Annotated in this window: 10 protein-coding genes and 1 pseudogene; 6 read left to right on the top strand and 5 right to left on the bottom strand. The window is 42.2% G+C overall.

What is annotated here, in order from left to right; translation table 11 throughout:
* Nucleotides 1-241: 241 nt before the first annotated feature.
* The 4 genes from secB to rsgA form a co-directional block, all read right to left on the bottom strand.
* Nucleotides 242-700, bottom strand: a complete 459-nt coding sequence (gene secB / locus FTT63_RS13885) for a protein-export chaperone SecB (protein WP_005182282.1) — start codon at nt 698-700, stop codon at nt 242-244.
* Between the two features lie 40 nt (nt 701-740).
* The gene (gene grxC, locus FTT63_RS13880) at nt 741-998 is read right to left on the bottom strand and encodes a glutaredoxin 3 (protein WP_005182284.1); all 258 of its coding nucleotides are present in this window, start codon (nt 996-998) and stop codon (nt 741-743) included.
* 20 nt (nt 999-1,018) lie between these two features.
* On the bottom strand, nt 1,019-1,426 hold the full coding sequence (locus tag FTT63_RS13875) for a rhodanese-like domain-containing protein (protein ID WP_005182291.1): 408 nt from the start codon (nt 1,424-1,426) through the stop codon (nt 1,019-1,021).
* 96 nt (nt 1,427-1,522) lie between these two features.
* Nucleotides 1,523-2,581 (bottom strand): small ribosomal subunit biogenesis GTPase RsgA, encoded by a 1,059-nt coding sequence (rsgA, locus tag FTT63_RS13870; protein ID WP_104490218.1) that lies wholly within the window; start codon nt 2,579-2,581, stop codon nt 1,523-1,525.
* 125 nt (nt 2,582-2,706) lie between these two features.
* Between rsgA and orn the strand changes: the two genes are divergently transcribed.
* The 5 genes from orn to FTT63_RS13840 all read left to right on the top strand — a co-directional run bounded on the left by orn (nt 2,707) and on the right by FTT63_RS13840 (nt 9,476).
* Nucleotides 2,707-3,261 carry an oligoribonuclease gene (orn, locus tag FTT63_RS13865; protein WP_005182297.1) on the top strand — a complete coding sequence of 185 codons (555 nt, stop codon included), beginning with the start codon at nt 2,707-2,709 and terminating at the stop codon, nt 3,259-3,261.
* Nucleotides 3,262-3,516: 255 nt separating this feature from the next.
* On the top strand, nt 3,517-4,251 hold the full coding sequence (locus FTT63_RS13860) for a Bax inhibitor-1/YccA family protein (RefSeq protein ID WP_016659546.1): 735 nt from the start codon (nt 3,517-3,519) through the stop codon (nt 4,249-4,251).
* Between the two features lie 148 nt (nt 4,252-4,399).
* Nucleotides 4,400-5,203, top strand: a complete 804-nt coding sequence (locus FTT63_RS13855) for an enoyl-ACP reductase (protein ID WP_005182307.1) — start codon at nt 4,400-4,402, stop codon at nt 5,201-5,203.
* 139 nt (nt 5,204-5,342) lie between these two features.
* Nucleotides 5,343-8,168, top strand: a complete 2,826-nt coding sequence (locus FTT63_RS13850; RefSeq protein WP_152342206.1) for a type VI secretion system Vgr family protein — start codon at nt 5,343-5,345, stop codon at nt 8,166-8,168.
* Between the two features lie 12 nt (nt 8,169-8,180).
* Nucleotides 8,181-9,476, top strand: coding sequence for a LysM domain-containing protein (locus FTT63_RS13840; RefSeq protein ID WP_225876403.1), 1,296 nt, complete (start codon nt 8,181-8,183; stop codon nt 9,474-9,476).
* Between the two features lies 1 nt (nt 9,477).
* Here the strand turns inward: FTT63_RS13840 and FTT63_RS13835 are convergent, their stop codons facing one another.
* Entirely contained in the window at nt 9,478-10,344 is an 867-nt protein-coding gene (locus tag FTT63_RS13835; RefSeq protein WP_127799878.1) for a tetratricopeptide repeat protein, read from the bottom strand.
* A 230-nt stretch (nt 10,345-10,574) separates the two neighbouring features.
* Between FTT63_RS13835 and FTT63_RS13830 the strand changes: the two are divergent.
* Nucleotides 10,575-12,485: pseudogene (locus FTT63_RS13830) on the top strand (RHS repeat protein); the annotation flags it as partial.
* Nucleotides 12,486-12,612: the final 127 nt, after the last annotated feature.

The raw sequence follows: 12,612 nt of genomic DNA, 5'->3' as shown, positions 1-12,612 counted from the left end.
GCCTTACCTGTTTGATGCAGGCTTGTTTCAATCCAATTTAAATCAATAAGTTCACAAAAATGGTTGAGTGATGGGAGAGCATGTTCAAGAGTGGATTCTAAATGTTCAGATAAAGACATAAAAAAAATGAGCGTATTTACATACACTCATTTTTACTACATTTTACTAAAATTTGCTTAACTGACTGGCATTACTGCAAGTGCAGGGCTTTTTCGTGCTGGACTTAAATGCCTGAATACAATTAAGCCTGACCTTCTGCAGCAGCGGCTTGTGCGCGTTGCATGTTGGCTTCAAATTCAGCATCAAAGTTGATTGGTGTTAACAGCAATTGCGGGAAGCTGCCTTTGGTAACCATATCATTCACTGCTTCACGCAAGAATGGGAACAGGATGTTCGGGCAGTAGGCACCCAGAATATATGGCAGACGTTCTTCTTCTACGCCATCAATCAGGAAAATACCTGCTTGAGTGACATCTACAATAAATGCTGTATCACCGGCATTGTTGGCTTGAACAACAACTTTTAAAGACACTTCAAAGTGGGTTGGATCAATCTTTTCTGCAGAAGACGACAGATTGATATTCAGTTCAGGCTGCCATTCTTTGGTAAATACTTGTGCCCCTGGAACTTCAAAAGAAATATCTTTTGTATAAATACGCTCTAATGCCAATTGTGGTTGAGCTTGTTGTTGTTCACTCATTATTTATTCCTTAAAAATATGAACAGAAAATTAATTGAAATTATGACGCCAGTAAGTCATCGAGTTTGCCTTCACGCTCAAGGGCGTAAAGTTGGTCGAAACCACCAATGAACTGCTCATTAATAAAAATTTGTGGAACAGTACGATGGTTGGTGCGCTGCATCAGTTCAGTGCGGACTTCTGGTGCTTCGTTGGATAAATTGATTTCTTTATAGACAACGCCTTTACGCTCAAGAAGCTGTTTTGCACGTACGCAATATGGACATACAGTTGTTGAATAAATCGTTACTTCAGCCATTGCTAATCTCCTCAAGCGGATTATTTGCTTTTTACTAAAGGTAAGCCTTGTGCTTTCCAGTTACTGATCCCACCATCCAGACGATAGCTATCTGCGTGGCCTACCTGTTGCAGGGCAGTGCCGGCAATTTGACCTAAATTGCAGATAAACACCAATGGACGGTCAGCGGTTTTTAACTCTTCAATATGGCTTGAAATTTTGCTGTAAGGAATGTTGCGGCTGCCGCTGATATGGCCTTCACGGAAGTCTTTGGCATCACGTAAATCAATCAGCATGGCATTTTTGGCTTTCACCAGAATCCCTAAAGATTGTGGGGAAATTTTACGCCCGTTACGTTGGCCTTCCAAAATGAAGAATAAAACCACCAAAACTGCCAGTGTTCCAAACAAGAAGGGGTGATTCCCCATAAACTCGAACCAACGTTCCACAAGTCACCTAAATTACAATTTCAAAAATTGTCACAGAGTATAGCCTATAAATATGGTGATCAAAATCACCGCTTCAAGGGTCGGGCTGCAATTAAACTAATTTTTTTGCTGGGCTTCGTTGACTTCATCAATCAGACGCAAATAACTGTCGAGCCGGCGCGTTAAAATCTCACCCGCTGCTGCCGCCTGACGCAAGGCACATTGCTTTTCGTGCTTATGGGTACAGTTACGGAATTGACAGTGACCGAGCAGATTTTCAATTTCCGGAAAACCCTGCTGGATTTTTTCAGTCGTCAAATGCCACAGGCCAAATTCGCGGATGCCCGGTGAGTCAATGAGCGCCGAACCTTCACCAAACGGAATTAAGCGGGTGGAGGTGGTGGTATGCTGACCCAGGGCCGAGTTTTCTGAAATGATATTGGTTTTCTGCGCCGCTTCCGGCACGATGGCATTAATCAGGGTACTTTTACCCACGCCAGACTGACCGACAAAGGCCACAGTTTCATTTTTTAAACGGTTGGACAGTTCAGTCAGATCTGCATCAGACTGGGTCTGCATCACTTCATAACCCAAATCACGGTATTCTTGCAGTAAATCCAGAATCGGATCATTTTCGGTAAGTAGGTCGGATTTGTTCAGGATCAGCAGCGCCGGAATATTGGCATCGGCACAGGCCACCAGATAGCGGTCAATCAGACCCGGTGCTGGTTCTGGCAGCGGTGCAAACACAATCACAATCAGCGAGATGTTGGCGGCTACCGGTTTGACTTTGTGGTAACGGTCCGGGCGCGTGAGCAAAGACTGGCGCGGATGGATGGCGCTAATAATGCCCAGACCGGTATTTGGATCGGCCTGCCATTTAACCCGGTCACCGGTAACCAGTAATTCCAAGTTGGTGCGGGTATGACAGCGCCAGATGCTGCCCAGTTCAATCGGTTTCCAGAACGGTTCAGGTTCACCTTCGGCCACCACGGGTTTTTCAGGATGCTGCTCCGGCACGGAGAGGGCTTGTACTTCCAGCTGGCGTCCATAATGCTGCACCACCAGACCTTCCAGATCATTGGAGCTGTCTATATCTTCCTGCCGGGTTTGCTGCTGTTTCTGAATGCGGCGTTGTTGCTGTTCAGTCAGGCGACGCTTACGAATTAAAGCCATTCATATCCTAAAAAAACCATGAAATCTGGAGTGCAAAAATAGCATGAAGCACGGGCAGAATGACACCCAAGAACACAGAAATTTGCTACTATAGCCGTTTTTAAGACGAATAAGATTGCACATTTATGAGCAGCACGCCTGATACCCGCTTAATTTGGATTGACCTGGAAATGACAGGTTTAGATACCGATAATGATCAGATTATTGAAATTGCCACCATTGTGACAGACGATCATTTAAATATTCTGGCGGAAGGTCCGGTACTGGCCGTGCATCAATCAGATCGTATTTTAAATGCCATGGATGAATGGAACACGCGTCAGCATGGTCAGTCGGGGCTAATTGAGCGTGTACGTCGCAGTAAACTGAGCGCGCAGGATGCCGAGCAGCAAACCTTGGAATTCCTGAAAAAATGGGTCAATCCAAAAACTTCGCCGATGTGCGGTAACTCGATCTGTCAGGACCGACGCTTTTTACACCGGTTAATGCCGGAGCTGGAGCAGTTCTTCCATTACCGTAATCTGGATGTATCTTCTGTTAAAGAACTGGCCAAACGCTGGCGTCCGGAAATCATGAGCGGCTTAAAGAAAAATGCCTCTCACCTGGCCATGGATGATATCCGTGACTCGATTGCCGAGCTGAAATACTATCGTGAATATTTCTTTATTATGAATAAATAAGTATCTGTTCATCATCCATCTATTTGCACTGCGGGGACTAGCGTATCCACAGCGCTTAAGAAGAGGCTTTGGGCCTCTTTTTTTATCTCTATCGTTTTTCATTTGCTGTTATTCGGATGTGATCCAGAGATATTACCCGTTATAAAGATGTAATCTTTTTGGTGATTATTTAGACAGGATGCAGCTGCGCGCTTATGATAGGAGCAATGAGTATTTCAAAACCCATTTGCCGCAATGATCGGAGTACCTTAAATCATGCAAAGTAATAACCCGATCCTGACACGCGTTGAGGTGTCGAGTGATTATGCCCAGCCGATGAGCGTGCAGGGAGCAATCCAAAAATCTGTCCTGCTGACTTTAATTGCCGCCGTGGTGGGCATCGGCCTGTTTTTCTACAGTTTCCTGACCGCCAATCTTTCTATTGCCTATGCCGGCGCAATTGTCGGTGCCATTGGCGGACTGATTCTGGCTTTGGTGGCCACCTTTAAGCCAAATACAGCGCGCACGCTGGCCATTCCCTATGCGCTGTTTGAAGGGGCCTTTCTGGGCGGGATTTCAGTGATCTTCCAGTTGCAGTTTCCGGGTGTGCCATTACAGGCCTTGCTGGCTACCTTTGTGACCACATTGGTGATGTTTGTGCTGTATCGTACTCGGGTAATTCGCGCCACTGAAAAATTTAAGGCGGTGGTGATGTCGGCCTCAATTGCGATTGCGATGGTGTTTGTGGTGCAAATCTTTCTGAGTCTGGCTTTGGGGTCGAGTATTCCTTATCTGTTTGAAAGCAACTGGCTTGGAATTGGCTTTGCAGCATTTGTGGCCGTGATTGCCTCTTTAAACCTGATTCTAGACTTTGACCTGATTGAAACCGGTGCAGCACAAGGTGCACCGAAAAGCATGGAATGGCTGAGCGCCATTGCCTTATTGGCCACCTTGGTCTGGATGTATTATTCCTTCCTGCGTTTGCTGGGCTTATTGCAAAGCAATGATTAACTTCCCTGCATTTATCGACATTAACATCGCGCAACCTTTGCGCGATTTTTATTTTCTTCGGAGGAATTGAAAAAAAGGCGCATTATGCAATTTCCGAATTGGCTCAGAATTGGCATGATACTGCAAAATCAATATGAGTGAGATTCACATGGCACAAGGACTATTAGCGGGTAAACGCTTTTTAATCGCGGGTATTGCGAGTAAATTATCCATTGCATTTGGTGTTGCTCAGGCTTTACATCGTGAAGGTGCAGAGCTGGCTTTTACCTATCCGAATGAAAAATTGAAAAAACGTGTGGATGAATTTGCAGAACAGTTTGGTTCTAAAATTGTTCTTCCTTGTGATGTTGCGGTAGATGCTGAAATTGAACAGGTCTTTGTCGATCTTGCTCAACATTGGGATGGTCTGGATGGCGTGGTGCATTCAATTGGTTTCGCACCAGCCCATACCTTAGATGGTGACTTTACTGATGTGACCGACCGTGAAGGTTTTAAAATTGCGCATGACATCAGCGCCTACAGCTTTGTTGCGATGGCGCGTGCCGCAAAACCATTATTACAGGCGCGTCAAGGCTGTTTATTAACCCTGACTTATCAGGGTTCTGAGCGTGTAATGCCAAACTACAACGTGATGGGCATGGCCAAAGCTTCGCTTGAAGCAGGGGTGCGTTATTTAGCCTCTAGCCTGGGTGCTGAAGGCATTCGTGTTAATGCCATTTCTGCCGGTCCAATCCGTACATTGGCTGCATCAGGAATTAAGTCATTCCGTAAAATGTTAGATGCCAACGAAAAAATTGCCCCATTAAAACGTAATGTCACCATTGAAGAAGTGGGCAATGCCGCTTTATTCCTGTGCTCACCGTGGGCCAACGGGATTACCGGTGAAATTCTGTATGTAGATGCTGGCTTTAATACTGTGGGTATGAGCGCCGCAATGATGGACGCAGAATAAGTCGGAACGTTTTAACCTGCGCCGGCTTTTTATCGGATAGTTACATATTGATAAACAAGCGGCCGGGTTGAAGCGATGTTTTATGTGGTTATTTTGTATAAAATAGCCACACTTTTTTTTAGCTATTTATTACAGAACAATGATGCCAAGCAATATATTTGCAGCACTAGAAAAATTAGGCCTCAGCCCACAAAAACGTGCCCTCCATATTCAATTTTCTCAGCCGGCCTTAAATGCCGATGTTTTTTTACAGCGCATCGACGGTGAACACCAGCTCAATGACGGTTTACATGCCGAACTGATCTGTCTTTCGACCAATGCCCAGATTCCGTTAAAACAGTTTATTGGCGCGCAAGTTGCCGTCGATCAGGTCACTGACCAGGGCCAGCTGTTTCGCAGCAGCGGTATTATCACCGCAGCCGCGCAAGGCCAAAGTGATGGTTCACTCACGCTCTATAAACTTACGCTAGAAGATCCAACCGCACTCTGGCATAAACGCCGTAACAGCCGTGTGTTTATGAATAAAAGCGTACGCGAAGTCAGCGAGATTCTGTTTAAAGAATGGCAAAACAAAAGCCCGCTCTTTGCCGCCAGCCTGACCCTGGACTTAACCGGACTGACCCAGGAACTGGATGTGCGTCCTTTTATCATGCAGTCCAATGAAACCGACTATGACTTTTTGACCCGGCTCTGGCGCAGTGAAGGGATTAACTGGCTGATTGATGAAGCCCAGTTACAGGTCGTACATTCCAGCAGCCCGATACAGGCCCAGAAACTGCGCCTGATTGATGACAACAGCCAGTACAGTGCCTTAAACCGCCGCAGCATCCGCTTTCATCGCTCCAGTGCCACCGAACAATTAGACAGTATCACCCAGTTGATTGCCCAGCGCAGCCTGCAACCGACGGCCGTACATCTGCAGCGCTGGCAGTCGGATAGCCTGAGCCAGGAAGAAGGCGCCGGTTCTGTACAAAGCAAACACCAGCACAGCCACAATCAGGACAATGCCAGCTTAAGCCTGGAACAAGCCTGGCAGATCAGCCCGGCCTGGATGCAGGATTTAAATGGCGAAGACCAGGCCACAGCCTCTTCCAACAACCAGCTGGATAAACTGAACCAGAACCTCAGCCACTACAACGACCTGCAATCCAAATACTTCAGCGCCCATTCCACCGTCCGTGATGCCCAGGTTGGCTACTGGTTTGAACTGAATGAACACCCGGAAATTGACCAGCACAGCGCAGCCGACAAAGAATTCTTAATTACCGGCAAACAGTTCTATAACCAGAACAACTTACCTAAAGACCTCAATCAGCAGATCAACCAGCTACTCAGCCAGAGCCACTGGCATAGCCATTTTAGTTTTCAACAAAAACAACACCCGGATGAACGTCAAGGCAATACCTTAACCCTGCAACGTCGCAACATCCGCACCGTCCCGGAATACCATCCACTACAGCACCGACCAGCAGCCCATCCACAGCGCGCTCGGGTGGTGGGACCTGCTGGCGAAAGCATCCATGTCGATGAATGGGGACGGATTAAAGTCCGTTTCCTGTTTACCCGCAGTGATGACCATCAGCATGATGGCGGGGCCGGCAGTAATGACAATGACACCGATTCCGCCTGGGTCGATGTACTGACGCCTTGGGCCGGAGAAGGCTACGGGGCACGTTTCCTGCCACGGATTAATGAAATTGTGGTGATCGACTTCTTTGACGGTAACATCGACCGGCCTTTCGTGGTTGGCCGTCTACATGAAGCAGAACGCTCGCCAACCCAATTCGACCAACAAGGCCAACTACCCGACACCAAAAAACTCAGCGGGATCCGCTCACAGGAAATTGAAGGCAGTGGCTTTAACCAGCTGCGCTTTGATGATACTCCGAAGCAGATCTCTGCCCAGCTGCAAAGCAGCCATGGTGCGACCCAACTGAACCTGGGGAACTTGAGCCATCCGAAAGCCAGCGCCGAAAGTGACGGTCGGGGAGAAGGCTTTGAACTGAGAACCGATCAGTGGGGCGCAGTTCGTGCTGGAGAAGGCCTACTAATTTCCACCCATCCACAGGCACAGGCCGAAGGCAATCATCTCGATGCCAGTGAAGCCAAGAGCCAGCTAGAAAGCAGCTTAAACAACAGTACTGCCCTAAGTGAAGTGGCCAAAAACCAGCAGACGGATCCTTTAGAAGTTCTCGATAACTTAAAGAACTTCTTAGAGCAGATCGAACAGCAGGATGAAAATAAAGCTGCTGCTTTTAAACAGGCCTTAATGATTCTTAGCGCACCAAACTCTATTGCGTTGAGTAGCCAGCAAGATGTGCATCTCTCTGCTGATGGTCAGATCAGCCACAGTGCAGGAGAGAGTATTAACCTCAGCACACAGCAATCTTTGATTGCGCATGCCAGCCAGAAACTGAGCCTGTTTGCAGCACAAGACGGTGCACGTTTATATGCGGGTAAAGGCAAGGTTGAGATTCAGGCACAGGGTGATGGTGCTGACCTAATTGCCAGAAAGGGGGTGCAGATTATTTCGACGGAAGATGCGGTTTATATTACCAGCCCAACCGAAATTAATCTGACCGCTGGCGGTTCACAAATCAAGATTAATGGCTCGGGGATTTTTCCGACCACGGGTGGCAAGTTTGAGGTGAAGGCGGGGCAGCATTTGTTTAAGGGTGGGGCGAAAATTAATACGTCTTTACCAATATTAAAAGAACCAGTTTTTGCTGAGGTTAAAAAATTTAGCCATCGTCTTGATTTTTCTAGTCTTGGGCTTTATTCCGATTATTTGAAAACTTCTTACCGGGTCCGTAAAAAAGATGGAGTTTATTTGGAAGGTGTATTGGATGAAAGGGGGCGGACTAATAGGATTTATTCAGAAGTTGCCGAACCTTTAGAAGTCTTTATTGATACAGATGAGCCAGTTATTGGCTATATTGAAAATGAAACAGATAGCAAAGAATAGTTGGTATAAATAATGTCTAATATTGCATTTAAATTACGCTTTACATATAAGAATGTAGACGAAGGAATTCCAAACTTAGACTATAAAGTGAGTTTTCAAAGTTTAGTATTTCCTACTACAACTAGGAGATTAGATGAAGATCAGACTACAAAAGAAGGAAAAGTAACAAAAACTTTATATACACATTCTGAAAAAGGTATATTGAGAGTTTTTGTAAAAGGAGGACCAACTAAATATAAGACCTACACACAAATTTTTCAGGAGAATATTGAAAAAAATTATTTTCTTAATGGAGCAACATTAACACTACCATTAAGTCTAATGAAGATTTTGGTTACAACAGAAGTAAAAGGGGCGTCTAAAACTTATGAAAGTGACTATCATCAGGTGAAATCTGGTGAAAATTTAGCAAGTATAGCCAAAAAATATAATAAAGAAATTTCCCTACTTATGAGAAATAATAATATTTCTGATGCAAATGAAATTAAAATAGGTCAGAAAATATTTATTGGAAGTGCTAATACATCAAATCAAATGATGCTTCAAGTTGCAGCTCCTAAAGAAGGTTATTTTATTGAAATAGATTATATTGTAAATACTGGCGATACTTTATTAAGTGTCGCAAGAAAGTTTAATTTAAATGCAGAAAGAATTAAACAAGATAATGAAATAACTAATACATATAGTCTTTATGCGGGTCAAAGACTAAAATTAATAAATCATTCTGCAAAGTTTTTAGGCCTAAGTAATCAAAAGCTAATATTGAGTAAATTATATACTGAAGGTTTATTCCCTGTTACTAAAGTGAGTGGAGATTATACTCGACAAATTTCTGTAACTATTGGAGCACAGTTGTGGGAGATATTAGGGGCTTCCTTAGAAATAGGAGTGGCCTATGATGCTCGTGGGAACTGGATGTTATACTATGCTGTTGAAGACTCTATCAGTATTGATAAGAGTGCAATAAATTTACATGGTGGAAATGTCAAAAAATTAAGTGATGATATTGGATTTTCTCTTGCAGGAAGTAATATTAAGACTAATGCAAAACATGTTTCGGAATTGACTGGAGCAGGATATAGTCTAACAAACAGTGTTAACTTAGGAGCTTATAATGTAGGTTTGATGAATGTAAAATCTACAACCCAAGATTATGAAACTGGGGAAAGGAAAAAAGTGAGTGGCTTTGGTGGTGTGGGGCAGATAAATATAGGGAAAAAAAGTATAAAGGCCCCAAGTATTGATCATCAAGCTGGGGCTTCAATTGTAATTCCTTTATTTATTTATAATAAAAAAGTTAAAGAGTAATTTAATCACTCTTATTAGGATTTTTCTTATACTGGTCTAACCAGTATATAGACTTTCCTAGTTCATTTTTATCTTTATAGTAAAGAGAAATATTGTATTGCGCGAGATCATAACCCTGTTCTGCATATGGTTTTACCAATTCAATAGCTTTGTTTGTATTCTTATCAGTACCTTTACCCTCATCATATAAACTTGCTAATTGAATAACTGCTGTTGCATAATTTTGCTCAGATGACTTTGTGTACCATTCAAATGCTTTTTTATAGTCTTGTTTTACGCCTTTACCATAGTAATAGGCTTGACCTAGATTAAATTGACCTGATGCGTTGCCATGCTCTGCTGCTATTTTAAATTTTTCAAGTGCTTTGGTTGAGTCTTGAGGAAATATAATCCCATTTTCATAATATATACCAATATAATTAATAGCTTCATAAGAACCAAACTTAGCTGCTTTTTCAAAAAGGGTTAATGCTTTTTGATAGTCATGCTCATTTTTTGCATTATTAAATGCTATTAAGCCCAAGTTATGTATTGAAGGGGCATGGTTTTGTTTAGCTGCTAATGTATACCAATGAATAGCTTTTGCTTCATCAGTTTCGCCATTAAATCCATATTGATAACTTGCACCAATATCATTTTGAGCAGTTGGATTTCCTTGCTTAGCTAACTCGAATAAAATTGGAAACGCTTTATCATATTGATCATTATTGATAAAATCTTCTGCTTGTTTTAGCTTTTTATTTGTTTCTTGGTCATAAATATATACTGTTTCTGAATTTGAGTTCTTTGTATTTGCAGTGTGCTCTTGTGTTGTACTACCACATGAAATCAAGAAGATAAGTGATGTAAGAACCAAAAGATTTTTCATAAAAATTTTAAACTTTAGCGCAGCATGGATGAAGATGAATTCTAATTTATATTTTCATATAGAACAATTAATTAGATGACTTGTTATTTGTTTTTTTGTAACAGGCAAGCTTTGAGGTTATAAAAAATTATTCAGTTTTTTGCTCTTATCAATATATTAAAGATTGAAGTTAAAGATTATCATTATTTGGTTTTATTTAGATTTTAATAAATTTGAGTTTTTCTTTGTCTACTAAAGCTATTGAAGAATGGGCTGATGATGGTAGTTACCATACCAAACTCAAATGGCATCCTCGCTTACGCCAAGTCGCTGTTTATGACGCTTACGATGTCCCGACCTATTACTATTTTGATCTGAATGGATTTACCTACCGTACTCGTTTAGCAGATGGACGTGAATCGTGGTACAGCCGTGATAGTCAAAAACGTATTACCCGTCAAATTGATTTTGAAGGGCGAGAGACACAACAAGAATACAATGATCAGGATCAACTCATCAAAATCGTACAGCCAAATGGCGGAGTAATCCGTTTTGCCTATGATGAGCAAGGCAATTTGGTCGAAACCAAAGACCCTGAAGGCAATATTTGGAAACGAGAATATGATGCCAAGGGTAATATCAGCAAAGAAATAAATCCTTTGGGGCATATCACCCAATATAAATACAACAATGACAATCAATTGATCGAAGTGATTGATGCCAAAGGCGGCAGCAAAAAAATTCAATACAATGAATTAGGACAAATGACCTCCTATACTGATTGCTCAGGCAAAAGCAGTACTTGGGAATACGATGAAGAGGGTTCGTTAACTACCAAACAAACTGCAAATAATAAAGTCGTTCAGTACCTTTACAGCACTCAAGGTCGAGACAAAGGACAACTCCAAAGTATTGTTTACCCTGATGGATTAAAAGAACATTTTGAACATGATGAAGAAGGGCGTTTACTCAAACATATTGATACTAAAGGTTTAGTGACTGAGTACCAATACAATGCCACAGGATTACTCGAACAACGCATCGATGCTAATCGACATCGCATTGGCTATCAATGGGATAAACAGGGACGTATCAAAAAACTAATCAACCAGAACAAAGCAGAATTTTTATTTGATTACAATCAATATGGTTATTTGGTACGTGAACAAGCTTTTGATGGAGAAGAAAAACACTACAGCTATCATGATGAGAGTGGCAGGTTATCTGAAATCCGACAGCCTAATATCCTGACCCAATTTGATTATTACGCTGATGGACAAATCGCATCGAAAAGCTTTACCCATTTACATACAGGAAAGAAGCAAACAGAACAATTTGATTACAATCTGAACAGCCAACTGAGCCGAGCCAGTAATGAGGTTAGCCAAATTGATTTTTATCGCAATACACTTGGGCAATTGGTAAGAGAGCATCAGCACTACAAAATCGCTGGGCTTCGTCCACTTACTGCGGTGTTACGTTATGAATATGATGAACTTGGTAATTTGATTAAAACAATTCGTCCAGATGGCCAGGAACAAGCCAATTTGAGTTATGGCTCAGGACATTTGTATGCGATTGCCCTGAATAAACAGGACATGGTTTCATTCCAACGAGATGACTTACATCGAGAAACAACACGCCTATTGGCAAATGGACTCATCCAAATTAAACACTATAATGACGTTGGTTTACTCAGTTCACAACTGATTCAGCCTGAACAAGAAACGCAAGACTATTTACAGTACCAAGCGCATCGACATTATCAATACGATCAAAACTATTTGCTTAGTCAAGTTGAAGATAGCCGTTTGGGTAAACTCAATTATCAATATGACCCAATTGGGCGTTTAATCGCAGCTCAAAGTTTACATAAAACAGAAAGTTTTAATTTTGACCCAGCAGGTAACTTAATTGATTCTGACTCGGTATTAAGTCCGGCGCAAATTAAAAATAACCTTATTAAAAGTTATAAAGGTAAACACTACCAATATGATGCACAAGGTAATGTGACAGAGATTATTCAAGCGGGCAAAAACCTTAAACTGACTTGGGATAATCAAAACAAACTTATTCGAAGTGATAATAATGGTCTAGTTACAGAATATGGTTACGATGTCTTTGGTCGTCGACTCTACAAAAAAACAGCCAATGAATTAACCTGGCAGAGTAAAACTTGAAGTGCGACATAAACCACCTAATTAATTTAAAGGGTTTATGGAGTATATAAAATTGTCATACCATCATCTTAACTTTGAAGATCGTACTGCATTAATGCTTGAGTCAAGA

The organism is Acinetobacter sp. C15 (genome assembly GCF_013420645.1).
GTDB lineage: Bacteria > Pseudomonadota > Gammaproteobacteria > Pseudomonadales > Moraxellaceae > Acinetobacter > Acinetobacter indicus.
This window is presented reverse-complemented; position numbering and strand designations above follow the sequence as displayed.

Coding starts and splice junctions, on each gene's coding strand:
- secB (WP_005182282.1), bottom strand. CDS start 700: ATGAGTGAACAACAACAAGCTCAACCACAATTGGCATTAGAGCGTATT.
- grxC (WP_005182284.1), bottom strand. CDS start 998: ATGGCTGAAGTAACGATTTATTCAACAACTGTATGTCCATATTGCGTA.
- rsgA (WP_104490218.1), bottom strand. CDS start 2,581: ATGGCTTTAATTCGTAAGCGTCGCCTGACTGAACAGCAACAACGCCGC.
- orn (WP_005182297.1), top strand. CDS start 2,707: ATGAGCAGCACGCCTGATACCCGCTTAATTTGGATTGACCTGGAAATG.
- FTT63_RS13860 (WP_016659546.1), top strand. CDS start 3,517: ATGCAAAGTAATAACCCGATCCTGACACGCGTTGAGGTGTCGAGTGAT.
- FTT63_RS13855 (WP_005182307.1), top strand. CDS start 4,400: ATGGCACAAGGACTATTAGCGGGTAAACGCTTTTTAATCGCGGGTATT.
- FTT63_RS13850 (WP_152342206.1), top strand. CDS start 5,343: ATGATGCCAAGCAATATATTTGCAGCACTAGAAAAATTAGGCCTCAGC.
- FTT63_RS13840 (WP_225876403.1), top strand. CDS start 8,181: ATGTCTAATATTGCATTTAAATTACGCTTTACATATAAGAATGTAGAC.
- FTT63_RS13835 (WP_127799878.1), bottom strand. CDS start 10,344: ATGAAAAATCTTTTGGTTCTTACATCACTTATCTTCTTGATTTCATGT.